Origin of the sequence: Nonomuraea jiangxiensis (assembly GCF_900099965.1) — a bacterium.
Taxonomy (GTDB): domain Bacteria; phylum Actinomycetota; class Actinomycetes; order Streptosporangiales; family Streptosporangiaceae; genus Nonomuraea; species Nonomuraea jiangxiensis.
The window spans coordinates 19,559-45,023 of record NZ_FNDJ01000006.1 but is presented as its reverse complement, the minus strand read 5'-3'; the positions used below and the strand labels follow the sequence as shown (position 1 = coordinate 45,023).

Annotated in this window: 27 protein-coding genes; 13 read left to right on the top strand and 14 right to left on the bottom strand. The window is 71.6% G+C overall.

What is annotated here, in order from left to right; genetic code table 11:
• Positions 1-210 precede the first annotated feature (210 nt).
• The gene (locus BLS95_RS14540; RefSeq protein WP_090931512.1) at positions 211-1,452 is read left to right on the top strand and encodes a hypothetical protein; all 1,242 of its coding nucleotides are present in this window, start codon (positions 211-213) and stop codon (positions 1,450-1,452) included.
• Between the two features lie 16 nt (positions 1,453-1,468).
• Here the strand turns inward: BLS95_RS14540 and BLS95_RS54100 are convergent, their stop codons facing one another.
• From BLS95_RS54100 to BLS95_RS14525, 3 genes are read right to left on the bottom strand one after another with little or no spacing between them, the layout of a single operon-like run.
• The gene (locus BLS95_RS54100; protein WP_143043699.1) at positions 1,469-2,578 is read right to left on the bottom strand and encodes a hypothetical protein; all 1,110 of its coding nucleotides are present in this window, start codon (positions 2,576-2,578) and stop codon (positions 1,469-1,471) included.
• Positions 2,579-2,585: 7 nt separating this feature from the next.
• Positions 2,586-3,233 (bottom strand): hypothetical protein, encoded by a 648-nt coding sequence (locus tag BLS95_RS14530; protein ID WP_090931510.1) that lies wholly within the window; start codon positions 3,231-3,233, stop codon positions 2,586-2,588.
• The gene (locus tag BLS95_RS14525; protein ID WP_090931509.1) at positions 3,230-3,892 is read right to left on the bottom strand and encodes a hypothetical protein; all 663 of its coding nucleotides are present in this window, start codon (positions 3,890-3,892) and stop codon (positions 3,230-3,232) included. Before BLS95_RS14525 ends, BLS95_RS14530 begins: the two co-directional genes overlap by 4 nt.
• A gap of 171 nt (positions 3,893-4,063) precedes the next feature.
• On the opposite strand from BLS95_RS14525, the gene BLS95_RS14520 reads away from it, so the two are divergent.
• The 4 genes from BLS95_RS14520 to BLS95_RS14505 all read left to right on the top strand — a co-directional run bounded on the left by BLS95_RS14520 (position 4,064) and on the right by BLS95_RS14505 (position 11,144).
• Positions 4,064-6,010 (top strand): hypothetical protein, encoded by a 1,947-nt coding sequence (locus tag BLS95_RS14520; RefSeq protein WP_090931508.1) that lies wholly within the window; start codon positions 4,064-4,066, stop codon positions 6,008-6,010.
• Positions 6,011-6,081: 71 nt separating this feature from the next.
• Positions 6,082-9,039, top strand: a complete 2,958-nt coding sequence (locus tag BLS95_RS14515; RefSeq protein ID WP_090931507.1) for an ATP-binding protein — start codon at positions 6,082-6,084, stop codon at positions 9,037-9,039.
• Positions 9,040-9,211: 172 nt separating this feature from the next.
• Positions 9,212-10,441 (top strand): Mur ligase family protein, encoded by a 1,230-nt coding sequence (locus BLS95_RS14510; protein WP_090931506.1) that lies wholly within the window; start codon positions 9,212-9,214, stop codon positions 10,439-10,441.
• On the top strand, positions 10,431-11,144 hold the full coding sequence (locus BLS95_RS14505) for a type 1 glutamine amidotransferase (protein WP_090931505.1): 714 nt from the start codon (positions 10,431-10,433) through the stop codon (positions 11,142-11,144). Before BLS95_RS14510 ends, BLS95_RS14505 begins: the two co-directional genes overlap by 11 nt.
• A gap of 24 nt (positions 11,145-11,168) precedes the next feature.
• On the opposite strand, the gene BLS95_RS14500 is transcribed toward BLS95_RS14505, so the two are convergent.
• Positions 11,169-11,531, bottom strand: coding sequence for a DsrE family protein (locus BLS95_RS14500; RefSeq protein ID WP_090932004.1), 363 nt, complete (start codon positions 11,529-11,531; stop codon positions 11,169-11,171).
• Between the two features lie 162 nt (positions 11,532-11,693).
• Here BLS95_RS14500 and BLS95_RS14495 point away from each other — a divergent pair, with 162 nt between their 5' ends.
• From BLS95_RS14495 to ygfZ, 4 genes are all read left to right on the top strand, one after another.
• A complete protein-coding gene (locus tag BLS95_RS14495) occupies positions 11,694-12,182 on the top strand; it encodes a heme-binding beta-barrel domain-containing protein (protein ID WP_090931504.1) in 489 nt (162 codons plus the stop codon).
• The gene (locus tag BLS95_RS14490) at positions 12,183-12,479 is read left to right on the top strand and encodes a DUF2470 domain-containing protein (RefSeq protein ID WP_090931503.1); all 297 of its coding nucleotides are present in this window, start codon (positions 12,183-12,185) and stop codon (positions 12,477-12,479) included. It begins immediately after the preceding gene.
• 341 nt (positions 12,480-12,820) lie between these two features.
• Complete coding sequence (locus BLS95_RS14485; protein ID WP_090931502.1) at positions 12,821-13,234, top strand: Fur family transcriptional regulator; 414 nt, start codon at positions 12,821-12,823, stop codon at positions 13,232-13,234.
• A gap of 9 nt (positions 13,235-13,243) precedes the next feature.
• Complete coding sequence (ygfZ, locus tag BLS95_RS14480) at positions 13,244-14,182, top strand: CAF17-like 4Fe-4S cluster assembly/insertion protein YgfZ (protein ID WP_090931501.1); 939 nt, start codon at positions 13,244-13,246, stop codon at positions 14,180-14,182.
• Between the two features lie 85 nt (positions 14,183-14,267).
• Here the strand turns inward: ygfZ and dtd are convergent, their stop codons facing one another.
• A complete protein-coding gene (gene dtd, locus BLS95_RS14475; RefSeq protein WP_090931500.1) occupies positions 14,268-14,693 on the bottom strand; it encodes a D-aminoacyl-tRNA deacylase in 426 nt (141 codons plus the stop codon).
• A gap of 62 nt (positions 14,694-14,755) precedes the next feature.
• Here dtd and BLS95_RS14470 point away from each other — a divergent pair, with 62 nt between their 5' ends.
• Complete coding sequence (locus BLS95_RS14470) at positions 14,756-15,664, top strand: asparaginase (protein WP_176993185.1); 909 nt, start codon at positions 14,756-14,758, stop codon at positions 15,662-15,664.
• Between the two features lie 2 nt (positions 15,665-15,666).
• On the opposite strand, the gene BLS95_RS14465 is transcribed toward BLS95_RS14470, so the two are convergent.
• The gene (locus tag BLS95_RS14465) at positions 15,667-16,599 is read right to left on the bottom strand and encodes a GlxA family transcriptional regulator (protein WP_090931499.1); all 933 of its coding nucleotides are present in this window, start codon (positions 16,597-16,599) and stop codon (positions 15,667-15,669) included.
• A 71-nt stretch (positions 16,600-16,670) separates the two neighbouring features.
• Here BLS95_RS14465 and BLS95_RS14460 point away from each other — a divergent pair, with 71 nt between their 5' ends.
• Positions 16,671-17,561, top strand: a complete 891-nt coding sequence (locus BLS95_RS14460) for an NAD-dependent epimerase/dehydratase family protein (RefSeq protein ID WP_218135764.1) — start codon at positions 16,671-16,673, stop codon at positions 17,559-17,561.
• Between the two features lie 7 nt (positions 17,562-17,568).
• Here the strand turns inward: BLS95_RS14460 and BLS95_RS14455 are convergent, their stop codons facing one another.
• Complete coding sequence (locus BLS95_RS14455; protein WP_176993184.1) at positions 17,569-18,102, bottom strand: helix-turn-helix domain-containing protein; 534 nt, start codon at positions 18,100-18,102, stop codon at positions 17,569-17,571.
• Positions 18,103-18,211: 109 nt separating this feature from the next.
• On the opposite strand from BLS95_RS14455, the gene BLS95_RS14450 reads away from it, so the two are divergent.
• The gene (locus tag BLS95_RS14450) at positions 18,212-19,579 is read left to right on the top strand and encodes a serine hydrolase domain-containing protein (protein ID WP_176993183.1); all 1,368 of its coding nucleotides are present in this window, start codon (positions 18,212-18,214) and stop codon (positions 19,577-19,579) included.
• Positions 19,580-19,590: 11 nt separating this feature from the next.
• Here BLS95_RS14450 and BLS95_RS14445 read toward each other — a convergent pair whose 3' ends face one another.
• Both BLS95_RS14445 and BLS95_RS14440 read right to left on the bottom strand, forming a co-directional pair.
• Complete coding sequence (locus BLS95_RS14445) at positions 19,591-21,198, bottom strand: DUF2207 domain-containing protein (protein ID WP_090931495.1); 1,608 nt, start codon at positions 21,196-21,198, stop codon at positions 19,591-19,593.
• Between the two features lie 91 nt (positions 21,199-21,289).
• Positions 21,290-22,024, bottom strand: coding sequence for an alanyl-tRNA editing protein (locus tag BLS95_RS14440; RefSeq protein ID WP_090931494.1), 735 nt, complete (start codon positions 22,022-22,024; stop codon positions 21,290-21,292).
• A 76-nt stretch (positions 22,025-22,100) separates the two neighbouring features.
• On the opposite strand from BLS95_RS14440, the gene BLS95_RS14435 reads away from it, so the two are divergent.
• Positions 22,101-22,727: an SGNH/GDSL hydrolase family protein gene (locus BLS95_RS14435; RefSeq protein WP_176993182.1), complete on the top strand. Its 627-nt coding sequence runs from the start codon at positions 22,101-22,103 to the stop codon at positions 22,725-22,727.
• Here the strand turns inward: BLS95_RS14435 and BLS95_RS14430 are convergent, their stop codons facing one another.
• The 5 genes from BLS95_RS14430 to BLS95_RS14410 all read right to left on the bottom strand — a co-directional run bounded on the left by BLS95_RS14430 (position 22,728) and on the right by BLS95_RS14410 (position 25,448).
• Positions 22,728-23,093 carry a DUF2516 family protein gene (locus BLS95_RS14430; protein WP_090931492.1) on the bottom strand — a complete coding sequence of 122 codons (366 nt, stop codon included), beginning with the start codon at positions 23,091-23,093 and terminating at the stop codon, positions 22,728-22,730.
• A 121-nt stretch (positions 23,094-23,214) separates the two neighbouring features.
• Positions 23,215-23,634, bottom strand: coding sequence for a hypothetical protein (locus BLS95_RS14425; protein WP_090931491.1), 420 nt, complete (start codon positions 23,632-23,634; stop codon positions 23,215-23,217).
• A 3-nt stretch (positions 23,635-23,637) separates the two neighbouring features.
• Positions 23,638-24,129: a helix-turn-helix domain-containing protein gene (locus tag BLS95_RS14420; protein ID WP_090932000.1), complete on the bottom strand. Its 492-nt coding sequence runs from the start codon at positions 24,127-24,129 to the stop codon at positions 23,638-23,640.
• Positions 24,130-24,189: 60 nt separating this feature from the next.
• A complete protein-coding gene (locus BLS95_RS14415; RefSeq protein WP_090931490.1) occupies positions 24,190-25,095 on the bottom strand; it encodes a M56 family metallopeptidase in 906 nt (301 codons plus the stop codon).
• Positions 25,092-25,448, bottom strand: a complete 357-nt coding sequence (locus tag BLS95_RS14410; protein ID WP_090931489.1) for a BlaI/MecI/CopY family transcriptional regulator — start codon at positions 25,446-25,448, stop codon at positions 25,092-25,094. Before BLS95_RS14410 ends, BLS95_RS14415 begins: the two co-directional genes overlap by 4 nt.
• Between the last annotated feature and the right edge of the window lie 17 nt (positions 25,449-25,465).

Genomic DNA, 25,465 nt, shown 5'->3' with positions numbered 1-25,465 from the left:
GGGACGTTCTCGCAGGCTGGATGTTTCTACTGGAACCGTTCGACTCGGCTCACCGGCACGTCGCCCCCCGTTCATGATCGATCTGCGGAGCGTAATGCTTTTCCGGTGTTGCTGCTGCGTCAGATGGGACATAACGCTACGATTCTCCAGGTGTCCGGTTCGACAGGAGTGATGGCGCCCCCGGAACCTTCGCCTACGCCGGCTCAGCGGATGCCGTCGCCGTACTCGCTGCCGGCGCACGCGCTGCGGCTGGCGGGCAAGTGTGCCCTGCCCTTGGCTCTCTGGTTCGCCGCGGGCGAGCTGGTCCGTTTCGTGCTGCTGTACGGCGCCACCGAGATCGCGTACGGGGACCTCCGCCAGGTCCGCCTGGTGGGCACCATGACGCTGCTCACGTTCATCGTCCTGGCGGCGATGACGGTCACCACCGGCATGCTGCACAGCCTGCGCGGCGCGTTGTGGGAGATGCGGGCCAGGTCCGGTGACGGCGTGGCGGAGGAGCACTTCTTCCGCACGCTGGACCGGGTGGCCCCGGCCTTCGCGGTGCTCTATCTGGCGTGGGGGTTCCAGGTGGAGGACGCCCGCGACATCTACCAGATGGACCTGTTCCACCACTTCTACGACATGACCGACGCGGCATGGTTCGGCGAGGACTCGCAGGTCGGCCGGGGGCTGGTCGACCTCGACTGGCGGGTATCGCTCGGCGCGATGGCCGTCACGTTCCTGCTGAAGCTGCTGTTCGCCAAGCTCGTGGAGAAGCAGAAGGGCAAGTTCTACGGCTTCCTCGCGGCCTTCTCCGAGTTCGCCTTCGTCTTCTACGGGCTGAACGCCACCTTGGCGGCCGCCCAGCTGCGCTCCGACTGGGTGGAGCACCGCAACGTGGTCGCGAACACGGAACACGTCTGGGCCCAGGCGGAGAAGAGCGTGCCGCTGTGGGACACCGTCACCGGCGCGATCGGGGACGTCTGGCCGCTGATCACCGACGCGGTCGCGGTCCCGCTGGCCTGGCTCACCGTGGCGATGCTGGTCTTCGGCGCCTACTCCGACCAGACCCGCACTCTGGTCAAGGGCACCCGGCTGGAACGCGGCGTGGACCGGCTCGAAGGCAGCCACGACCTCACGCAGCGGTCGTTCGACCAGGTCACCGGGGGGTTCAGGGACCGCTGGCTGCCGCTGGCCAACTCGCTGCGGATGATCTTCAAGGGCGGTCTGCCGCTCTTCGGCATGATGTGCCTGTGCTACGTGAGCATCACGGTGGGCTCGGAGTACGCCGAGCGGGCGGTGGTGAAGCTCATCGGCGCGGGGAGCGAGTGGGTCTGGGTCTTCCAGGGGCCGCCGCTGACGTTCGTCCGCCAGATGATCGCGACCGCGCTCAGCATGGCCCTGCTGGCGGCCACGTACGACATCGCGGCCACCAGGGCCCGCCTCAGCGGCGAGCCCCTCGACGACGTCTGAGCCGGTCGCCCGCCCGTCAGCGGCGCTTGAAGGCCAGGATGTCGATGTCCTGCTCCAGCTTGGACATCTTCTCCCGATCGAAGAAGTCCTCCGTGGGGGTGTCCGAGCGGTAGGTGCTCGGCCGGATGGAGAGCTCGACCTCGTTCGCCACCGGGGTCGGCACGATGGCCATCCCCTCGATCTTGTACTCCTTGCCCACCTCCAGCCGGTCCGTCGGCCGGTCGCCCGGCTGGAGCTCCACCGTCCAGGTACGGCCCGCGCGGTCCGTCAGCTTGTTGTCGCCCGGCTCGGCGACCATCGTGGCGCTGGCCGGATCCAGCACCTTCTTCGTGATCTCCACCTTCAGCCAGGTCACCTCGGGGCCGTGCTTGCTGCCCTCGGGGGCTTCTATGGGCGTGATGGAGGCCCGGTACTCGACGTTGTAGACCTTCCCCGCCTGCCCGGCGGCGACCGGGACGATCCTGGTCGGACGCGGCGTGGTGACCTTCTCGTAGAAGAGGTAGCCGTCGTAGGACTGGGCGCCGATGGTGAGCAGCGACACCACGACGACTCCCACGGCGACCAGCACCGTGCGCCGCCGCCGGGGCCGCTGCCGCCCTTCCGCGGCGGGCTGCGGCCGCTCCTGCGGCGACGGGGGCGTCCCCTGGCCTTCCACCCCGGGCTGTGCGGCCTGCGGCGGTTGTGGAGCCGTCTGGGGCGCCGTGGCCTGTGGCGGCGGCGGTGGTGCGGCATGCGGTCGCGGGCCGCCCGCCCGCGGCATGGGCAGGGGGTTCCGCACGATCGGCATGGGCTGGGTGACGCCGCCCGTGGGATCGCGGTCGGCGGGGGGCCAGACCTGCTGGTCGGGGTAGGGGGTCCGGGGACCGCGCGCCTGCGGCATCCCGGGTCCCCGCGGCGCGCGGGGCCGAGGTCGCAGGCCGGGCCGGGGCGGCAGGCCCATCGCCTGCGTGATGTCACTCCCGGGCGGCGTGCCCTGCGGCATGGCGGGGCCGGGCGGCGGTGTGGCGGGGCCGCGGTGCCCGCCCGGAGGTGGCTGGTGGGGGGCGGCGGGGGGCGGCGCGTCCTGGTCGTCGCGCCGCCGGTCCTTCCTGGGGGTGAACCAGTCGTTCCCGTCGCTGGTGCTCATCCTGCGTTCACTTCCTGACGGTCGAGAAGACGTCCTGCGGCGAGGCGGCGAGCTTGCGCGCGCCCTCTTCGTCCAGGCCGAGATCCACCTCGACCTCGGGCTGGTACGGCTCCACCGGCCCGGCCGCCGGCGGCAACCCGAACACCACGCCGGCCCCCGCCAGCACCGACGCCGGCACCTCGAAGAAGAACCGGCCGCTGACCCAGATGTCCGGCTGCACCCACGTGTTCGCCAGCGTCAGCGATCTGTCGATCCGGTCGGTGGCGTCGAACCGCTTGCCGTCGGCGGTCACCAGCACCGGCTGGCCCAGGTGGTACGGCTTGCGGCTGGACTTGGCCGAGGCGTTGACGATGAGGAAGAGGTTGTCGGTGCCGAGGGTCGCGGTGCTCGTCTGGACCGACCTCGCGGCGCTGAACGAGTCCAGTCGCACGGTGAACCGCTGCGCGTCCACGTTCTCGCCCTTGGCGCCGGTGTAGGTGATCGGGTCGCTGAGCTCGCCTTCGGCCATGTCCATGGACTGCACCCCGACGGCCGCGCCCAGCAGCACCAGGCCGGCCACGACGCCGAGCAGCCGGGCCCCGGCGCCGGGCCGCCTGGCGGCCCGTCTGGTGCGCCGCGGCGGCGCGGTGGCGGATCGCGGCTCGGTGGCGGTCACGTGGCCGCGCCCTTCTTGACGGTCATCGTCACGCGCGCCTTCACCTCGGGCAGGAACTTGTCGCCCACCTCGCTGGTGATCATCTGCCAGCGCGGGATGTCGCTGTTGAAGTCGGGGGAGAACTCGAAGCCGGCCACCTCGAAGGAGACCTTCTCCGGCGGCGGCTGGTTCTCCTGGAGCTGGTAACGGACGATGACCCGGGCGGGCACCCCCGGCTGGAGCTGGCGGGTCTCGCCCCCCTTGGCCTGGGCGAAGACGAACGGCCCCGCGTCCTTGCCGAAAGCCGGGGTGATCTTGAGCAGCGAGGCACCGAAGCCGGCGGACAGATAGGCCTGCTCGGGCTTCGGGGCGGGCAATCCCACGTCGGCGGTCTCGTCGCCCTTGTTGGTGACGTCGAAGACCATCTCCAGGAACCGCTTCTCGTCCTGGAACTCCGACTCGGGGGGCACGACCGTGACGCGCGTCTCGACGAACTTGGTGTCGTACTGGCCCTGGTCGAGCACCGCGCCCGCGCCCAGCGTGTCCAGCTCGTCGGGGGCCTCGCCGAGGCCGCCCAGCAAGGCGGTGACGCCGACGGCGGTGAGCGCCGTCAGGGCGATCACGGGCACCACCACCGGGCGTCTCGGCTTGTCGCTGCTGCCGCCGGAGGGTTCCGTCATGGGTAAGGATGGTAATAGGTCTCGCTTATCCCATCTGCCGCAATGGTCCCATCGGGCGGGTCGAATTGCCGAGAAACCCTGCCGCTGCGGGGCCGGAAGCTCATACGCTGTCACGGAGCGGAAAGGGCCGGACCCTTACTCTCTTAAGACATATGGCGGCCGGAGGGTCACGTGACGGACGTGCATCCCGAGCATGCACAGCTCCAGGCGGACCGTATCTACCTGGGCTGGCAGTACATCCTGCTGCACCCTGACCCGGGGCCGCCGCCCAAGCGTCCCTCGCCCGTCCAGGAGTCGTCGCCCGCCGCCGGGCCCGACCACCCCGACCCGGAGCTGCTGCGCCGCGAGCGGCTCCAGGAGGACATGCTCAACCGCCCGGTGCGGCTCTTCCGGCTGTTCATGCTGGTGGTGAGCGTGCTCATCCTGGCCGCGGCGATCGCCGGATACCTCGACTGGTCCTTCGCGCTGCTCGGGCTGGTCGCCGCCGGCGGCGTGGCGGGCATCTGCAGCTTCGCGCTGGTCCAGGGCGACCGGGCGGTCAAATACCGGGTGCTGGAGCAGCAGGCCAGGGATGAGCGCAGGCGCCGGGAACGTGACAAGGAGCTGTTCCGCGCGCAGGAGGAGCACGCCCAGCGCTACCGCGAGTGGCAGGACTCCAAGGAGCGGCACGACAGGCAGCTCACCTGGTACGCGGTCTCCGTACCCGACGAGATCGACCGCATCGACGTGGCGGGCGGCACGTTGCCCGGGTGGTCGGCGCTGGTGACGTTGCTCGGGGCGACGCGCCTCTACAGCGGCGGCCATTTGACCGTGCTCGACCTGTCCGAGGGCGCGATCGCCAAGGACCTGATCGAGCTGGCCCGCAAGGGCGGCGACGACCCGCTGGTCTGGGTGCTGCCGGTGGACCTGCCGCGGCTCGACCTCGGCGCCACGCTCCGGCCCGAGGCGTTCGCCGACGTGCTGGCGCACGTGGTGAGCGTGAGCGAGGAGCACCGCAGCACAGGCGATCTCAGCTTCGACAACGCGATCCTGGAGCGGGTGCTGGAGGTGCTCGGCGAGAACGCCACGATCAGCCAGGTCACCGCCGCGCTGCGGGCGCTGGCGCAGGTCGGGGATCCGCGCGACGACCTGCGGTTCGGGCTGATCACGGCGACCCAGCTGGAGCGCATCGGCACCCTGTTCGGGCGCGGGGTGAGGGATCGGGTGGTGATCGAGCGGGCCTGGGCGCTGGAGTCACAGCTGCGCAAGCTGGAGACGCTGGGCACGCAGGCTGTACGGCTGCCGCCGGCCCGGCTGCGGGTGGTGAGCATGGACCGGCAGGCCGGGGTGTTCGGCAACCGGGTGCTCGGCACGTACGTGGCCACCGCCCTGACCCACATCCTGCGCCAGTCCCCCGCCTCCGACCGGCCCTGGTACCACACGATGATCGTGGCGGGCGCGGACAAGCTCCGCGGTGACGTGCTCGACCGGCTGATGGACGCCTGCGAGACCTCGCGTACCGGACTTGTCTTGACTTATCGGTCTTTGACGCCGACGGTGCGGGAGCGGCTCGGCCGGGGACACGCGGCGGTGGCGTTCATGCGGCTGGGCAACGCCGAGGACGCCCGGGTCGCCAGCGAGCACGTCGGCACCGAGCACCGGCTGGAGCTGGCCCAGCTCACCGAGACGATCAGCGACTCGCTGCCCGGGCTCAACGGCGGCTACACCTCCACGATCTCGCAGGTGGAGGACGCCCCGGGGGATCACGAGGACACCAGCGCCGACCTGGCCGAGGACATCACCGAGTCCACCGAGTGGGGCAGGACCGCCGAGAAGATCGGCGAGCGGGAGCGGGTGCTGCAGCGCTCGCGGGAGTTCCTCGTCGAGCCGCACGAGCTCCAGCAGCTCCCCACCACCTCGGTGATCGTCACGGACGCCACGGCCGAGGGCAGGCGCGTCCGCCTCGCCGACGCGAACCCGGCCATCCTGACCTTCCCCAAGACCACCCTCGGCGAGCTGGAGGACGTACGCGAGGCGGTGCTCGCGATCGATCCCGAGGCGCGGGACGGCGACGCAGAGCCGCCGCCGAACCTCGGGCCACCACCGCCACGCCTGGACTGGCGCAAGGGCAGGCAATGACCTGGTCAAGGCCGAGGTGAAGGGCTGACGGTTGGCGGACTTTAACAAAGAACCGTCTGTGGGGGAATGAAATGCAGCCGAGTGTCTCGCTGAGTGGGCCCTGGTATCGAATCCAGTCGATCGCGGCGCCTTCGCGAAGCTCGTCGGCGGAGTGGGATTTCGTCACCGTGCTGCCCGCGGTGCTGTCGGCGGCCCAGCGTGACCGGCCGTTCGTCATCGGGTGGCTGTCGCGAGGTTCCGGAGCGCCGCTCGAGCTCATCACCAACGCGGGGCCGTTGTCGCCGCCGCGCCAGCCGCGCAGGTCGACCGACGCGCCCGACCATCCGAGCGGGCCGCAGCCGCTGCTGTTCCCGGGAGGCGCGCGCGGGGTCACGCTCGACGAGGAGTACCTGGCCGACCTGGCCGACCTGGTGTGGACCCCGTGTCCCGGCCGCCAGGCGCCGCCGCTGGGCAACAGGGGACGCGAGCCGGACGAGCTGCGGCGGCCGACCCTGTTCGAGTCGACGCTGGTCACGCTCATGTCCCGGCCGTTCGCCTGGCTGGTGGTGGCCGAGCCGACCGACCTGCTCGACGCCGAGGTGGCGCACCTGCGTACCCAGCTCAACGTGCTGCGGCAGTACGGGGACGCCTCCGAGCGCTCCCGCTTCGACGCCGAGCGGGCCGAGCGCCGCATGCAGGAGCTCGACGCGTTCCGCGAGGCGGGGCTCTGGAACGTCCGGGTGCTGGCCGGCGGCGCCACGGCCGAGGAACTGCGGCAGATCGCGCCCGTACTGGTCGGGTCGGTGGAGATGAGCCACCACCCCTACCGGCTGCGCAGCGCGCACGGCGCCGTCTACGCGCTGTCGGAGGCGCTGGCGATCACCATGCAGGACCCGGCCGACGGCGCCGCGGCCCCGTTCGCGGCGACCGCCGGCGCCCTGGCCGCGCTGGCCGGGCTGCCCCGGCGGGAGGTCCCCGGGGTACGCGTGCTCGACTCCGGCTTCTTCGACGTGACCTCCGAGACCGACGGCGGCGAGCTGGAGCTGGGCGAGATCCTCGACGGCCAGGACCGGGGCGTCGGCTCGTTCCGGGTGCCGCTGGCCACGCTCAACAGGCACGCGTTCGTCACCGGGGCCACCGGCTCCGGCAAGTCGCAGACCGTCAGGCACCTGCTGGAGCAGCTCAGCCGGGCCGCCATCCCCTGGCTGGCCATCGAGCCCGCCAAGTCCGAGTACGCCGCCATGGCCGGCCGCATCGACGACCCCCTCACGGTCATCAACCCCTCGGCCCCCGACGGCGTGCCGTTCAGCATCAACCCGCTCGAACCCGAGCCCGGCTATCCCGTCCAGGCCCACATCGACATGGTGCGGGCGCTGTTCATGGCCGCGTTCGACGCCGAGGAGCCGTTCCCGCAGATCATGTCGCTGGCCCTGCAGCGCGTCTACGAGGCCACCGGCTGGGACGTCGTCACCGGCGGCGCCGTCCCCGGCGCCAACGTCCCGCCCAGCGTGCCCACCCTCGAACAGCTCCAGCACCACGCCATGGACGTGATCAAGGAGATCGGCTACGGCCGCGAGGTGCAGGCCGACGTCGAGGGCTTCATCTCGCTCCGGCTGCGGTCGCTGCGCGTCGGCTCGGCCGGGCGCTTCTTCGAGGGCGGCCACCCCGCCGACATCGGCGGCCTGCTGAAGCGGAACGTGGTGCTGGCGATCGAGGACGTGGCCAACGACGAGGACAAGGCGTTCCTCATGGGCACGCTGATCATCAGGATCGTCGAGCACCTGCGCATGCGGGCCAGGAAGGAGAAGTCCGCCGAGTTGCGCCACGTCATCGTGATCGAGGAGGCGCACCGGCTGCTGCGCGACCGCGGCCACGGGCGGGCCTCCACCCACGCCGTCGAGCTGCTGGCGGGCCTGCTCGCCGAGATCAGGGCGTACGGCGAGGGCATCGTGGTGGCCGAGCAGATCCCCACCAAGCTCGTCTCCGACGTGGTCAAGAACACCGCGCTGAAGGTCGTGCACCGGCTCCCCGCCGAGGACGACAGGAACCTCGTCGGCGCCGCCATGAACCTCAGCGACGAGCAGTCCCGCCACGTGGTGTCCCTGCAGCCGGGCTCGGCCGCGGTCTTCGCCGACGGCATGGACCGCCCGCTGCGGGTCCGCGTACCGCTCGGGGAGTCCAGGGAGAAGACGCTCCCCGGCCCGCCCCCGCCCATCCGCGGACGCAGGTCGGCGGCGTGCGGCGCGCAGTGCCGTACCGGCCAGGCGTGCACCCTCGTCGAGCTGCGCGAGGCCGACGTGCTGGCCGACTCGCCGGACTGGGCGTGGCTGCGCATCTGGTGCGACACGGTGGTGCTCGCCTTCGTCAGCAACCGGCCGCTGCCCGGGGTGCCGCGCGTCCTGACGGCCGCCTGGTCCGACCTGCCGGCCCGGCGCCGGGAGTGCCTGCTGGCCACGCTGATCGAGCGGTCGGTGCAGCGGCGCGCCTGGTCGCTGCGGAGCTGGTTCGACCCGGCGCTGCTCACGGAGCAGGCGGCGGAGACGGCCACGCGGTTGCTGTCGGGGACCTCCGGCGGCGGGGAGCGCCCCGGGGCGGGCTGGGTCATCCCGCAGGTGCGCTGGCTGCACGAGGTCGACCGGCTCTTCCCCTACGGCCGGCCGGCCCCCGACCTGCGCAGCCCGGCGCCGCCCATGGAGTACGCCCTGTTCCGCCAGCCGAACGGCGCCACCTCCTACGACCTCGTCCACACCGAGCTGCTCGGCCACCGGGCCAAGGCGCTGCGCCACCATCCGCTGTCGATGGAGGTCGACCACAACCGGGCGCTGGCGTGGCGGGTGATCCTGGGGGACGACGAGAGCGAAGGGGTGCAGCGCGACATCACGACGGTGGCGATCGGGATCGAGGCGTCGGCCCGGGTCAGGCACGTGGGGCAGACGATGGGGGCCGGGTGGCTGGAGACGGTGCTGTCGTGGCCGCGCCGCTTCGTCCTGCCCTTCGACCACGGCGGCGCCCCGGAAATAGCCTTCGCCGACGCCCCGTCGCCCACCTGAACCCGTCCACGGGGGCCGGGCGGCCCGGCCCCCGCGCGGCCCTGAGCGGGCCTCTGAGGGCCTCAGGGGCCTCTTCGGAACGCGGCGGCCATGTGGCCGGCGGCGCCGCCCCGTGTCGCGTTTTCGTGTGCGTCTCCAGACCAAGGGCCAAGGCCGACTAGGATCCTTGGGCATGACCCAGCTTCCTCTGCGGGCTCAACTCGCCAGCGCTCTGGGCCGCAGCGCCGCCACGCTGTCCAGGATGACCGGGCGCGGTGACGGCTCCGTCATCGGCGGGCGGGTCGGCCTGCTCCTAGAGCCCGACCTCCTGCGCCAGCTGGCCCGCGACCGCAAGCTGGCCCTGGTCAGCGCCACCAACGGCAAGACCACGACCACCAGACTGATCACATCGGCCCTGCTCGAACTGGGCGAGGTGGCCACCAACGCCTTCGGCGCCAACATGCCCGCCGGGCACGTCTCCGCGCTCTCCCAGCACAAGGGCGCTCCTTACGGCGTGCTCGAAGTGGACGAGAAATACCTGCCCGAGGTGCTCAACACGACGGGCGCCGGCGTCATGTGCCTGATGAACCTCAGCCGCGACCAGATGGACCGCGCCGCCGAGATCTGGCTGCTCGCGCAGAAGTGGCGCAGGGCGCTGTCCGGCAAGCCCACCCACGTCATCGCCAACTGCGACGACCCGCTCGTGACCTGGGGCGCGTCGACGGCCGCCAAGGTCACCTGGGTGGCCGGGGGCCAGCGGTGGAAGGAGGACTCCTGGTGCTGCCCCGAGTGCGGGGGGCCGCTCGACCGCAAGGACGCCGACTGGGCGTGCCGGGAGTGCACGTTCCACCGGCCGGAGCCGCAGTGGTCGCTCGACGACGACTCGGCGATCGACCCGCGGGGGCAGCGGTGGCGGCTCGACATCCAGCTGCCCGGGCAGGCCAACCGCTCCAACGCGGTGATGGCGCTGGCGGTGGCGGAGGCGTTCGGGATGCCGGTGGAGCGGGCGCTGCCCCGGCTCCGCGAGGTCACCTCGGTGGCGGGCCGTTACACCACCGTCGAGCGTGACGGCCGGCAGGCGCGGCTGCTGCTGTCGAAGAACCCGGCGGGCTGGCTGGAGGCGTTCGACGTCGCCGATCCGCAGTTGCCGATCATCCTGTCGGTCAACGCGCAGGGCCCCGACGGCCGCGACACCTCGTGGCTGTGGGACGTCGACTACCGCATCCTGCGCGGCCGTCCCGTCTTCGTCACTGGCGAGCGCCGCCTCGACCTCGCGCTGCGGCTGGAGGTGGCGGAGGTGCCGTTCACGCTGTGCCGTACGTTCACCGAGGCACTGGCCATGCAGCCGCCCGGCCGGGTGGACGTGATCGCCAACTACACCGCCTTCCAGCTGATCCGATCGGAGTTCGGTCGTGCCGTCTGACAGCGCCCTCAGCATCGTCTGGATCTACCCCGACCTGCTGAGCACCTACGGAGACCAGGGCAACGTGCTCGTCCTGGAGCAGCGGGCCCGCCTGCGGGGCATCGAGACGGAGACGATCCACGTACGCTCGGCGGACCCCGTGCCGGAGGGCGGCGACATCTACCTCATCGGCGGCGGCGAGGACCGCCCGCAGATCCTGGCCGCCGCGCGGCTGCGCAAGGACGGCGGCCTGCACCGCGCCATCGCCAGGGGCGCCGCCATGCTGGCGGTGTGCGCCGGATACCAGATCATGGGCAGCACGTTCGGCGGCGAGGAGGGCCAGCCGGTGGACGGCATCGGCCTGCTGGACATCGCCAGCACCCGCGGCCCCGCCCGCGCGGTGGGCGAGCTGGTGGCCGAGGTGGACGCCGGGCTCAACCTGCCCACCCTGACCGGCTTCGAGAACCACATGGGCGTCACCCGGCTGGGCCCCGGCGTCAAGCCCCTGTCGAGGACGCTGGTGGGCGTGGGCAACGGCGACGGCTTCGAGGGCTGCTACGCGGGACACGTGGTGGGCACCTACCTGCACGGCCCGGCCCTGGCCCGCAACCCCGCACTGGCCGACCTGCTGCTGTCGTGGCGGGTGGGCCCGCTGGCCCCGCTCGACGACTCCGCCTACGAGGCCCTGCGCCAGGAGCGCCTGGCGGCGGTCCGGCCCGGCTGACCGCTGCCGAGGGGGCAGGTCCGGTCAGTAGACCAGGGCCTGGACTCCCTCGCCCAGGATCTCCTCGACGAACGCGGGGGCGCCCGCGATGCGGACGCCGTCGATGACGTCGTCCATGGTGATGTTCCTGCGCGCCGCGCACTGGGTGCAGAGCGTCACCCGGCCCCCCGCCAGCACGGCCTCGAGCAGGTCGGTCAGCGGCGCGGCCTGCGGCAGGGCGAACTCCTTGGCCCGGCCGGGCAGCGCGAACCACGACGACTCGCCGGTCAGCCACAAGGAGACCGGCACGCCGCTCGCCAGCGCCGTGGCCGCCACCGTGAACGCCTGGTTGCACCGCTCCGGGGCGTCCGCCCCCGCGGTCACCTTGATCACCAATGATCGTGCCATGCCCGTCACCGTCCGCTGGATGCTCATGTTCCTCGGCCATCCCCCCGGCGACTCGCCCCATCGCCGGGCGAAAGCCCCGTCTGGTCCAGGCCGACAATACCGGCTACCCACGCCGTCCGCGGGGGGCCTGGGCCGCGCGCGCCGCCGCTACCCTTGAGAGCCATGGAAGAACCTGAAGTGCACCCCGACCTGGAGCCGATCGCGTTCCTGCTCGGCCGGTGGGAAGGCGCCGGCGTGGGCGGCTACCCGACGATCGAGAGCTTCAACTTCGGGCAGGAGATCGAGTTCGGGCACAACGGCAAGCCGTTCCTGACCTACGTGAGCCGCACCTGGCTGCTCGACGAGTCGGGAAACCGGGTCAGGCCGCTCGCCACCGAGTCGGGCTACTGGCGGCCGCAGCCGGACCGGCAGATCGAGGTGGTGCTGTCGCACCCGACCGGGATCGTCGAGATCTACATCGGCGAGGTGGTCTTCCACAAGATCGAGCTCCGTACGGACGTGGTCGCCCGCACCGCCTCGGCCAAGGAATACACCGCGGGCCACCGCCTCTATGGCCTGGCCGAGGGCAATCTCGCGTGGGCCTACGAGATGGCGGCCGTGGGCCACCCGCTCACCGACCACATGTCGGCGGTGCTGAAGAGGGTGGCCTGAATGAGCGACCCCTTCACCCCTGACGCCGTCGCGGCGATCAAGCGCCACATGAACGACGACCACGCCGACGACTCGCTGATCATCGTACGCGCGCTCGGCGGGCGGCCCGCGGCCACCTCGGCCGTGACGAGCGACGTCGACGCCGAGGCGATCGAGTTCACGGTGGACGGCGGGGAGCGGGTGCGGGTGCCCTGGGGCGAGAGGCTGACCGAGCGGGCCCAGGTGCGCGGGGCCGTGGTGCGCCTCTACCGGGAAGCCTGCGACCGGCTCGGCCTCACCGCCAGGGGAGAGCACTGAGCGGTCGGCCTCGACGGTGCCGTGCATGAAAAAGGGCCCCGGGCATCACTCCGCCTGCGACGCAAGCGGGCCGGATGGACCATGGTCGGGATGGGATCCCGCCTCCGGCTGCCAGGGGCCCCGGTGGTTGCCTCGAATTCGCGAACGACACGAGACAACAGTCCGCGCCGTTAGCGGACAACCACCTCGCTAGCCCGACTATGACTCACCATTATTCGGACCACCTCCTTTCCGCGTACCCAAGAAGTTATGCGCTCGGCCGCGAAGGGGGCAAGTGAATATTCACCAGACCGTCCGGAGGGCCCCCGCAAGGGGCGGAATGTGCCCCTAGACTCGGGAACATGACCGAGACGCAATGGCACGAAGAACTTCGTGCGAAGGGCTACCGGGTCACTCCCCAGCGTCAGCTCGTCCTGGAGGCGGTCAAGGAGCTGGAGCACGCCACTCCCGAGGAGATCTGCGTCAAGGTCCGCGAGACCGCCCGCGGCGTCAACATCTCGACGGTCTACCGCACGCTGGAGCTGCTTGAGGAGCTCGGCCTGGTCACCCACACCCACCTCGGGCACGGCGCGCCGACCTACCATCTGGCCGCCGAGGCCGACCACGTCCACCTGGTGTGCCGGGGGTGCGACGAGGTGTTCGAGGTGCGCCCCGAGATGGCGGAGGGGCTGGTCAACGCGCTGGACAAGGAGCTGGGGTTCGTCGCCGACGTGCATCACCTGACCGTTTTCGGGCGTTGCCGCAACTGCCGCTAGCCTGGAGGCATGCGTAGCCCTCTGCTCGACCTTCCCGGTGCGGTTCCCGCCGACGAACCGGATTCCGACATAGCCGGGCATTACGGCGACCTGTTCGCCGAGCAGCGTGCGCTGGCCAAGGGCGAGGCGGTCGTCGACCGCAGCAATCGCGAGGTGGTCCGCGTCTCCGGCGCCGACCGGCTGAAATGGCTCAACGACCTGACCTCGCAAAAGCTCGACCAACTGGCCCCCGGGCAGTGGACCCAGACGCTCGACCTCGACCTGCAGGGCCACGTGCTGCACCACCTGACGCTGGTCGACGATGGTGAGAGCGTGCTGGCCCACGTCGAGCCGGGCACCGCGCAGAGCCTGATCGACTATCTCGACCGCATGCGGTTCATGCTGCGGGTCGAGGTGTCGCGGGCTGACGACCTGGCCGTGCTGTCCACGGCCGATGAGGACTTCCTGGTGCCGCGGGCCGAGCTGCCGGAGCATCTGGGCAAGCGGCCGGCGGGGCTGTGGGCTTACGAGGCGCTGCGGATCGAGGCGCACCGGCCGCGGCTGGGGCTCGACACCGACCACAAGACGATCCCGCACGAAGTGGGGTGGATCGGGTCGGCCGTGCACCTGTCCAAGGGCTGCTACCGCGGTCAGGAGACCGTCGCCCGGGTGCACAACCTGGGGCATCCGCCGCGGCGGCTGGTGTTCCTGCACCTCGACGGGAGCGTCGACACGCTGCCTCCGCACGGGGCTCCGGTGGTCTTCGAGAGCCAGGAGGTCGGGGTGGTGGGCTCGGCCGCCCGGCACTACGAGCTCGGGCCGATCGCGCTGGCCGTGATCAAGCGGACGGTGCCGGTGGACGCGCCGCTGCTGGCCGGTGGGGTGGCCGCCGCTCAGGAGATCGTCGTGCCGCCGGACGCCGGGCGCAACGTCTCCATCGACCCGAGCCTGCGCCGCCGCCTCCGCTGAGACCCCGGCCGCCGGGCGCGGTCACTCGTCCGACGTTGGTCGCCGGGCGCGGTCATCCGCCCGAGGTCGCGCTCGCGGGGGGCGGTCACACGTCCAGGATCAGCGTGATCGGGCCGTCGTTGACCAGGGACACCTTCATGTCGGCGCCGAAGACGCCCGTCTCCACGTGCGCGCCCAGCGCCCGCAGCTCCGCCACCACGGCGTCGACCAGCGGTTCGGCGACGGGGCCCGGGGCGGCCGCCTGCCACGTGGGGCGGCGGCCCTTGCGCGCGTCGCCGTAGAGCGTGAACTGGCTGATCACCAGGAGCGGCGCCGACACGTCCGAGCAGGACTTCTCGCCGTGCAGGATGCGCAGCCCCCACAGCTTGGCGGCGAGTCTGGCGGCCTCGGCGGGCGTGTCCGTGTGCGTGACACCCACCAGGACGAGCAGCCCCGGCTCGTCGACCGCCCCGACGACCCGCCCCTCGACCTCGACCGACGCCGAACTCACCCGCTGCACAACCGCTCGCATGGGATCCCATTCTGGCGTAGAAATCGCCGTTCGTAGACTCGTGCCGGAAAGGGGAGAGCTCAATGTCGATGGTTGTGGAAGTTGTCCGGTCCGGGTTCGTGGAGTCCACGCATCAGGCGCGCATGTTCACCGTGGACGAGGCAGGGCGCCCGGTCGAGACCCGGGGCGCGGTCCACGTTCCCGCCTCGCCACGGTCGTCGATGAAGCCGCTGCAGGCACTCGGCATGTTGCGTGCCGGGTTGCGGCTGGAAGGGGAGTTGCTCGCGCTGGCCTGTGGCTCGCACTCGGGCGAGCCGTTCCACGTGGACGGCGCCAGGAAGATCCTGGCGGGGGCGGGATTGTCGGAGGAGGCACTGCTGTGTCCCGAGGACTACCCGTTCGACCGGGCGGTGACCGAGCGCGGCCGGATCTACATGAACTGCTCCGGAAAGCACGCCGCCATGCTGGCCACCTGCGCGCTGAACGACTGGCCGCTGGACACCTACACCGCCCCCATGCACCCGCTGCAGCGGGCGATCAGGGAGACGGTCGAGGAGCTGACGGGCGAGCGGGTCGCCGCCTCGGGCGTGGACGGATGCGGGGCGCCGCTGTTCTTCGTGTCGATGCTGGGGGTGACCAAGGCGTTCCGGGCGTTCCCGAAGTCCTCGCCCGACTCGTACGAGCGCAAGATCTTCGACGCCATGACCGCCCACCCCGAGTGGACCTCGGGCACCGACCGGCCCGAGGCCAGGCTGATGCGCGCGATCCCCGGGCTCATGCTGAAGTCGGGGGCGGAGGCGTTCGACGCGTTCGTGTTCGAGGACGGGCGCGCGGGCACCGTCAAGATCGAGGACGGTGGCGCGCGGGCCCGCGTCGCGGTCACGGTGGCGGCCCTGCGCTCCCTCGGCCTGGACGCGCCCGAGCTGGCCGAGCTGGGCACCCCGCAGGTGCTCGGCGGCGGCCGCCCGGTCGGTGAGCTGCGGATCCGCTGACGTCAGGCGGTGGGCACCCGGGTGAAGCCCGCTCGGTAGGCCGTGGGCGTGAGCCCGACCCGGGCGATCATGTGCTTGCGCAGGGAGTCGGCGCTGCCCAGCCCGCTCCGCCCGGCCACGTGGTCCATGGACAGCCCGGTCGTCTCCAGCAGTTCCCTGGCCCGGTCGATGCGCCGCAACAGCAGCCACTGCAGCGGGCTCGTCCCGGTCTCCGCGTGGAAGCGCCTGGTCAGGGTCCGTACGCTGGTGCCGGCGTGCGCGGCCAGGTCGGCCAGGGTGAGCGGGCGGTCGAGGTGGGCGAGCGCCCAGGCCCGGGTGGCGGCTAGCGAGGTGCCGCGCTCGGGAGGCAGCGGGGTCTCGATGAACTGCGCCTGGCCGCCCGGCCGTAGGGGCGGGACGACCGCGAGCCGCGCGGCGGCGTTGGCGACCGCGGCGCCGTAGTCGAGCCTGACCAGGTGCAGGCACAGGTCGATGGCGGCGGCGGCGCCCGCCGAGGTGTAGATGCCGCCGTCCTCGACGAAGAGCAGGTCGGGCTGGACGTCGACCGCCGGGAAGCCGGTGGCGAGGTCGCCGGCCAGTCCCCAGTGGGTGGTGGCCCGCCGCCCGTCCAGCAGGCCGGCCTGGGCCAGCACGAACGCGCCCGTGCACAGGGAAGCGATGCGCGCCCCGCCGGACGCGGCCTCGCGCAGGGCGTCGAGGACGGCCGGGGGAGCCTGCTCGCCGCCGCTGCCCACGGCGATCACCGTGTCGGCGCCCGCCACCGTGTCCAGGCCGTCCGGCACCACGATGGCGGGGCCGCCGACGGTCGCCAGCGAGCCGGGCCGGGCCGTGCAGACGCGCACCTCATAGTCGGCGACGCTGTTGAACACCATGAGCGGGATCGAGACGTCGAAGCTCAGCACGGGGAGCACGACGACCACGGCGACGCGATGCATGGCCAGATCCTCCGGATAGTAGGCATTCCGGCCACTATCGTACGAGGCCGCGGGTCGGCACCGTTGTCATCATGAGATTTCAGGTGATCGTGGGTCGCGGGGCCGCCGCGTCGAAGACCGCTCTGCTGCTGGCCGAGGACGGCGAGCGGGTACGAATGATCAGCCGTACGGGTGGCGGGCCCGAGCACCCGCTCGTCGAGAGGGTCGCCGCCGACGCGACCGACGCCGACCGGCTCACCGAGCTGGCGGAAGGGGCGGACACGCTGTTCACCACGGCCGCGCCGGCGTACCACACCTGGCCGGAGCAGTTCCCGGCCCTGTCGGCGGCGCTGCTCACCGCGGTGCGGCGGACCGGCGTCCGCTACGTCATGCTCGGCAACCTCTACGCCTACGGGCCGGTGGACGGGCCGATCCGGCCGGACTTCCCGCTGGCCGCCACCGGGCCCAAGGGGCGCAGCAGGGCCCGGGTGTGGGAGGAGGCCGCCGCCTCCGGAGTGCGGGTCACCGAGGTGCGGGCCGGCCAGTTCTACGGCGCCGGCGCCTACTCGGTGTTCAGCCTCATGGTGCGGCGGCAGGTCCTCGACGGCACTCTCGTCCTGGTTCCGCAGGAGCTCGACGTGCCGCACAGCTACTCGGCGATCGGCGACACCGCGCGCACGCTGGTCGCCGCGAGCCGCGACGAGCAGGCCTACGGCCGGGCCTGGCACGTGCCGACCGCGACCCTGTCGGTGCGGGAGCTGGCCGGGCGGCTGGCCGAGCTCGCGGGGGCGCCGAGGCCGCGGATGGAGCAGATGACCGAACGCGACCTGGCCCTGCTCGCGCTCACCGCGCCGTTCTGGGCCGAGATGCACGAGGTGCTGACCAAGCCCGGCCGGCCGTTCGTCGTGGACTGGTCCGAGACGGAGAAGATTCTCGGCGTGGGGGCCACCCCGGCCGACGACGTGCTCAGGGAGATGATCTGACGACGCTCTAGGGCTGGGGCTCGCCCGGCTGGGGGATCGCGACGACGCCCAGGGTGATCTGCCGCCGCCCCGGGCCGGGGGTGGTGTGCACGAGGGGGTCGATCAGCTCCCGCAGGCGCGCCCGGAGGCGGGCGAGCTCCTCGTCGTCCACCCACACGTGCGCCGACACGTAGGTGAGCCCCTGGGTGACCGGATCCTCCGGCTCGCTCTCCAGGTAGGCGTGCGCCTGCGCCATCAGGCCCGTCACGAACGCGGTCACCGCCCGCTCGTGATCGTCGGCGGACAGCGCCGCGGGGTCGGGCACCGCCCCCTGGACCGCGTTCTCGTCCAGCTCGTAGGTGTGCTCGACGGCTCCGCGCACCTTGCGCTCACCGGCGACGCGGACGACGCCCGCCTCAAGCAGCCAGCGAACGTGCCGGTAGAGGCTGCTGTACGGAACGTCCGGCAGCGCCTGGCGCAGCTGGGTCCCGGTGTGCGGGCCGAGTGCCAGGATCTGTGCCACCCGGATCCGGACCGGGTGCAGCACACCGACATCGCTCACATGCGTCCTTCCCCGACGATCGCCGCCCTTGCGGAATCGTAGCGCGCCATTGACTCCATTATTGGCTATGGTCTTAAATATGGAATCAATTGACAAGGGGAGGACCGCTGTGAGCATCACCACGTCAGACCTGCGGGAGCGCCTGACCACGCAGGCCGAGCGGCACGGGGTCCCGGGCGCCGTGCTCGCCGTCCTGCACGACGGGGCCGTCGTCGAGGCGGCCACCGGCGTGCTCAACACCCGCACCGGCGTCGCGGTCACCCCGGACTCGGTCTTCCAGATCGGATCGGTCACCAAGACGTGGACGGCCACGTTGGTCATGCAGCTCGTGGACGAGGGGTTACTGGATCTCGACCGGCCGGTCCGCGCGTACCTCCCGGCCTTCGCGCTCGCCGACGAGACGGCCGCGGCGCACGTCACCGTCCGTCACCTGCTGGCGCACACCGCGGGGTTCGCCGGGGAGGATCTCACCGACTACGGCAGGGACGAGGGCGCCGTGGCCGCCCTCGTGGCCAACCTGTCCGGCGCGGCCCAGGTCACCGAGCCCGGCACGCTGTTCTCCTACAACAACGCCGGGTTCGTCGTTCTCGGCCGCCTGGCCGAGGTGCTGAGGGGCGAGTCCTGGGGCCCGATGGTGCGGCGGTGGCTGGCCGGGCCGCTCGGACTGGGGACCGTTGTCACCCTGCCGGAGCAGGCCCTCCTGCACCGCACCGCGGTCGGCCACGTCGAGGTCGCGGGGACGCCAGGCCCGGCTCCGGCCTGGGCGCTCCCGCGGGCGCTCGACCCCGCGGGCGGGCTCGCCATGAGCGCCGCCGACCTGCTGGAGTTCGCCCGCCTGCACCTGCGCCACGGGCTCGCCCGCGACGACGCGCGCCTGCTCTCACGCGACTCGGCCGAGGCCATGCGCACCCACCAGTCGGCCCCGCCGCCGCTGTCCGCCTTCCCCGGCTCGTACGGCCTGGGCATGGAGCGGCACGGCTGGGACGGCGGCACGGTGCTCGGCCACGCAGGGTCGACGATCGGGCAGTACGCCTACCTGCGCATGGTCCCGGAGGCGGACGTGGCCGTGGTGCTGCTGACCAACGGCGGAGGCGCCGAGGCCCTCCACGCGGACCTGGTCCACCCGCTGCTGGCCGAGCTCGCCGGCGTGCGCGCGCCCGCCCCGGTGACGCCTCCCGCCGCCGCCCCGCTCAGCGACCCCGGCCGGTACGTCGGCGACTTCGACATGGGAGTGGCCACCATCAGGATCGGCCACGACGGGCAGGGACCGCTGACCATGACCGTCATCCCGCGGGTCGCGGCCGTCGAGGCGCTGGTCACCAATCCCGTCACGGAGCTGGCCGCGCTCGACGATGTCCGCTTCGTCGAGGTCGGGTCGGACCGCGGCGAGCACCGGGACGTCATCTTCCTCGACCCCGGGGCCGACGGGCGCTTCCGCATCCTGCACAACAGCCGGGCCATGCCCCGCATGGCCTGAGAGCGGCGGATTCAGAGGCTGCGGAACTGGCGGGTGGCGGAGATGGCCCCCGAGGTCGTCGTGGTGAAGGTCCGCATGGACCCGGCGAACTTGGACAGGTCCCACTCCGCCGGCCCGTGATACCAGTACAGGTTGTCCGACTGGTGCCCGTTCCCGGTGACCGAGGCCACCACCCGCGACCAGTGCTCCACCCCGTCGAAGATCACGGCATAGGGCAGATAGCGGGAGAACAGCTCCACCCGGTGCTGCTCGGGCACCTCCCCCAGCTCCCCGGAGAACAGGTACTGGCGAAAGCCCATCGTGTGCGCCAGCGCCGCCGAACCCTTGGCCGTCTTGGCCGGCATGTACTGGCCGCCGATGGCCAGCGCGCCGCCCGCGATGACCACGGCCAGACCGAGCAGCCCGTACGTGGTGAACCAGGCCAGCGCGACGGTGGCCAGCAGCCCCACGCCGATGAGCACCACGCCGATCGTCGTCCACCGGGTGCGCTCGGTGTCGGGCCGGCGGGCGAACCAGCCCTGCTTGACCACGTCCGCGTAGAGGGCGTCGCGCACCTTGCCCAGATGGCTGGCGAACGAACCGGACAGCTGCGACAGCAGCACCGCGTCCCGGCCCTCGAAGATGGCGTCGTAGAGCGCGCGTTCGTACGGCAGGAGGGCGTTGACGGGCGCGTTCGGCAGCCGGACCAGCATCCAGTCGGGCGCGTCGTACGTCTGCCTGGGCTGCTCGTCGATCCGCAGGTAGCCCCGTACGGCGAGGTCCACGATGGTGGCGGTCACGTCGACCACGTCGGCCTGCTCGTCCACGAGGGTGCCGATCTGGCCCGGCCGTACCCCGTCGGGCGGGGAGAAGTGACCGTTCTGCACCGGGCTGGCGGGACCCTGCTCGTGCCCCGCGACCCTGGCGTCGCGGCCCCGCGTCCAGTAGAGCAGGCCGATCCCGCCGAGCATCAGCACCAGCAGGGCGGCCAGGGCGCCGCCGGTGACGGTGTCCAGGGTGAAGGCGGAGGCCAGCGAGAAGCGCCGCTCCAGGATGGGCGCGCCCTGGCTGGACCCCTTGGCGTAGCCGACGACCACGGTCAGGGCCTGGCCGGGCGCGAGGTTCTGCTGCTCGAACGTGGCCTGGGTGGCCGTGTGGTCCATGGACGCCGAGGTGCAGCCGATGGCCGAGGTGAGCTCGCCGGCGAAGCAGGACAGGTTGCGCACCTGCCCGGGGCCGCTCACCGTGACGGTGGCCTGGGCGACCGGCTGGTTCCAGCCGTTCACCGCGAACCAGCGCAGCTCCTCGACGCTTCCCGAGGGGGTGACCGCGCCCTTGACGTCGTATTCGACGGTCTGCCCCGTGACGGTGAGCACGTCGCCCGCGAGCGTGCCGCCCTTGACGTTCGAGACCTGGTAGAGACGGTCGTTGTCGTCGTCGTACCGCGTCCTGGTGATGAACGTGCGCCTGAGACCCGCGGCCGCCCCGGTGATCTTCTCCACGACGTGCAGGGTGCCGTCCTTGCCGAGGGTCAGCGTCACTTCGTCCGTGATCCCTGCCTCCGCTGTCGCCGCGGGGGCGGCGGTCAGCGCCAGCGCGGCGGCGCCCAGGGCGGCCAAGGTGAGTCTGATACCCGTCATGGCGGCACATCGTAGCGGTTCGTACTCTTCAATCCGGCTAGATGTGATTTGCCGCTCGCTGAACACTCCCGGGCCCGCGACCTCCGGCGGACTAGTCGGAGATCTGGATGCGCAGGCGGCGGAAGCCGCGCCCCTTGCTCTCGATCTTGGCGACCTTGATGTGCCCGATCTGCTTGGTGGAGGCCACGTGGGTGCCGCCGTCGGCCTGCGTGTCCAGGCCGACGATGTCCACGATGCGCACGTCCTGCACGGTCTCCGGCACCAGGTTGGTGGCCGTGCGGATGATGTCGGGGATCTCGAACGCCTCCCCGCGCGGCAGGACCCGTACGTCGATGCGCCGGTCGGCGACGATCTCGGCGTTGCAGGCGTCCTCCACGGCCTCCTTGAACCCGGGCGGCACCTCGGGCAGGTTGAAGTCCATCCGCGCGCTGAGCTCGTCCATGTTGCCGCCGGTGACGAGGCAGCCGTAGTCGCGGAACACCACGCCGCACAGCACGTGCAGGCCCGAGTGCGTACGCATGAGGGCCGAGCGCCGCTCGTCGGCCACCGCCGCCCGGACCGTGGTGCCGGCGGGCGGGATCGGGTCGCCCTCGGCCGGGATCAGCTCCAGGTCGTCGCCCTTGCGCACCCCCACGACGCGCGTCTCCACGCCCTGCCAGATCAGAACTCCGTGATCCGCCGGCTGGCCACCGCCACCCGGATAGAATGCCGACCGGCTCAGCACGATCCCCTCTGGCGTGGCGTCCAGGACCACGGCCTCGAAGTCACGTAGGTTCTGGTCGGCGAGTTCCAATCGCTGCGTGCGTCCGTGGAGGTCGTAGGTCATATCGGCAGCCTAGTGCCCCGAGGTGGTAATGCGTGGCCTGACGCATCGGTCCGGGATCGCGCCGGTCATCGCGTTGATGGCGATTTCTGGCTGTGGCGGCACGATCGCGGCCAACGTCCCTTCGCGCCCGGCCGGCACCCTCGCGGCCAGGGCGCCGGTGATGATGTTCGTGGGCGACAGCTTCACCGTCGGGTCGGGGCCGGTGCCGGAGTGGGAGACGTACGCGTCGCAGGCCGCCCGCCGGCTGGGCTGGCAGCCCGTGATCGCGGGCGCCGGCGGCACGGGGTTCGTCAACGAGGGGCGCGTGGGGCGTACGTTCCGCGAGTCCTTCGAGGTGGAGCTGGCCTGGCGGCCTCCTCCCGACCTGCTGGTCATCTCCGGCGGGCACAACGACCGCCGCTGGAGCGCCGAACGCGTGCGGCACGCCGCCGAGGGCCTGCTGGACCGGGTGCGCGGCCACTGGCCGGACACCAGGATCGTCGTGGTCGGCCCCATCTGGCTGGACGACGCGCCCCGGAAGGCCTATGAGGTGCGCGACGCGGTGGCGCGGGCGGCCGTGCGCGCGGGCGTGGCCTTCCTCGACCCGATGGACCGGCGCTGGGTCACCGGCAAGCGGTCGGCGGTGGTGCTGCCCGACGGCGTGCATCCCACGCGCGCCGGGCACGAGCACCTCGCCGCCTGGCTGGCCCCGAAGCTGGCCTGATCACCAGGGGCCGTAGGGGCCGCTGTTGCCCCGGCCGCCCATGCCCTTGACCGCTGGCTTGACGTCCACGATGTAGACGGTGGCGGCGATGACGGCCAGGATCGAGAAGATGCCCAGGCCGATGCCGATGAAGTCGCTGGCGCCGAACGCCAGGAACGCGTTGAGATATTGCCATGCCCCGGCGCCCGAGAACAGCGTCGCCAGCGCCAGGATGAGCAGCCACAGGTTTTTCTGCAGCTTGCCCGCCGAGACGAACGCGGCCGTCGGCACCCGCAGCGCGTGCACGAGCGCGTAGACCGACATGCCGAAGATGCCGGCGGCGAGCAACAGGAAGAGAAGGTTGAAAACGCCGTTGATCAAATTCATGTGCTTGGCTCCGCCCAACGCCGCGATGGATGCGGCTTCAGCCTAATAGGCGCCGCCGACAGGCGGGCACCCCCAAAGAGGAAGGCCCGCCTCCAGAAGAGGAGGCGGGCCTTCCGTCAGGTCAGGCCTTGGCCTTGGTGGTGCGGTTGGTGGTGCGCGTCTTCTTGATCGGCTGGGCCACGGGCGGCTCGGCGGCCTCCGACACCTCTTCGAGCTCAAGCGCGGCCTCGCCGCTCGCCTTGCTGACCACCTTGCGGCCACGTGTGGCAAAGTCCTCGTAGACCTCGGTGGCCCGGTGGGTGAGCTGGTCGGCGTAGTCGCGGGCCTTCACCGGGAAGTCCCTGGCGAGGCCCTCGGCCTTGTCGGCGTAGGCGCGGGCCCTCTCCGGCAGGTCCTTGGCCAGCTCGGAGCGGCGGGTCTGGAGCTTGTGGAGCCGCTCGGGCAGCTCACGCAGCTTCTCGACCGCGAAGTCGCCCATGCCGGCGACGGCATAGAACGGCTTGGACTCCGCGAGCTTCTTTACCTCGGTGGCGAGCGTCATGGGTTAACCTTCCTTGGTTTCCTGGGTGACGTTGCCGTTGCGCGAGGTCGCCGCGTAGGGCTCAAGTGCGGCGAGAAACTCCTCGGACAGCGGCTCGTCATCCGATGCGGAGTCGTGCCGGGGACGAGCGTTCTGGGAGGTCTGCTCGTCTTCGGCGCGCTTCTCCTTTCGGAACGACTCATAAATATCAATCAGCACCTGGCTCTGCCGTTCGCTGAGATTCGTGTCGGCCCTGATCGCGGTGATCACATCACTCGGCGGCTCCCGGTCCTCGATGAGGCCCGCCTGCACGTAGAGCGCCTGCGACGAGATGCGCAGCCCCTTGGCGATCTGGTTGAGAATCTCCGCGCTGGGCTTGCGCAGCCCGCGCTCGACCTGACTCAGGTAGGGGTTGGAGACTCCGGCGGCGGCGGCGAGCTGGCGAAGTGAGATCTTCGCCTGCTGCCGCTGCTCGCGGATGTACTCACCTATCGAGCCGACCTTGGGTAGTGCCATGCGGCCAGTCTGCCCCGCGGTGCTTGCAATTGCAAACGCGGCGATTAACGGCAGCAAGCATCAGAGCTGGATAACCCAGAGATAGGGAGCAGTGGTGAGCAAAATCACAGAAAGTGCGATGTATCCATAACGCACCGACACGGCCAGCTCCGGAGCCGGCTTGATCAGGCGGTCCACCCTGGCCATGACGTTGTGGGCGTGCAGGCCCAGCATGCCGTGCGGGGTCGGCATGGCGCCGGCCGTGCCGAACCTGAGCAGTGCCGTCGCCAGCCGGCGCGGCGAGCAGTAGCGGCGGGCCCGGTCGTCGGCGGCCATCTCGATGAGCAGCTCCACCTGCCCCTGCGCGTCGGACACGACCTTGGACCAGGGCAGCGCCCGGCGCAGCGCGGCGAACGGCAGCAGCACCAGGTCGTGGCGCTCGCGCACGTGGGCGGCCTCGTGCGCGAGCACGGCCGCCAGCTCGTCCTCCGAGAGCAGCTTGAGCGCGCCCTCGCTGACCACGACCTGCGAGCGCAGCCCCGGCACGCAGTAGGCGGCGGCGCTGGGGTGGGCCAGCACCCGCACGCCCGGCACACCCGGGTCGTCGTGGGAGATCAGCGCGAGCAGCATGCGGTGCCGCCGGCGGGCCCGCAGCGCCTGCACGCCCGCGGCGAGCAGCACCACGACCAGCACGGCGAGCGAGGTGAGCCCCGCGATCAGGGCCAGCACGTGCAGCGCGTCCCACGCGTGCAGCGGCGGCTCCCCGTGCGCGAACGCGATCAGGCCCGGCAGCACACCCGTGCCGTAGGGCTGGACGGCGTAAGCGAGCATGGCGCCCGTGGTGGCCAGGCCCCAGGCCACGCCCAGGGACTGCCAGACGATGATGGCCAGCCGGGGAGCGCGTGAGGTCCACCGGGCTGTGGTGAAACGCCAGGAGCCGACCGCGCACGCCGTGGCGAGCGCTGCCAGCGCCGCTGCCGTGATCACTCGTCCTCCAGCTCCGTCAGCGCTTTGCGCAGGATCTCCGCCTCCGGGCCCGACACGGCCTGGGCGAAGCGGGTCAGGGCGGCCGATCGGTCGCCCGTCAGGTCCAAGGCTTCCAGCATAAGCTCGGCGATGTAGGCGTCTCGGGTTTCCGCGGGCTGATATCTCCACGCCCGGCCGTCCCGGGTGCGGTGGAGGAAGCCCTTGCGGGTGAGGCGGTCGAGGACGGTCATCACCGTGGTGGGGGCCAGGTCACGGTCGGCTATGAGCCTGCCGACCTCGCGGGCGGTCAGCGCCGTGCTCTCCGCCCAGAGGATGTCCATGATGCTGCGCTCAAGCTCGCCAAGACCTTTCACATCCCTCAGACTAGCTC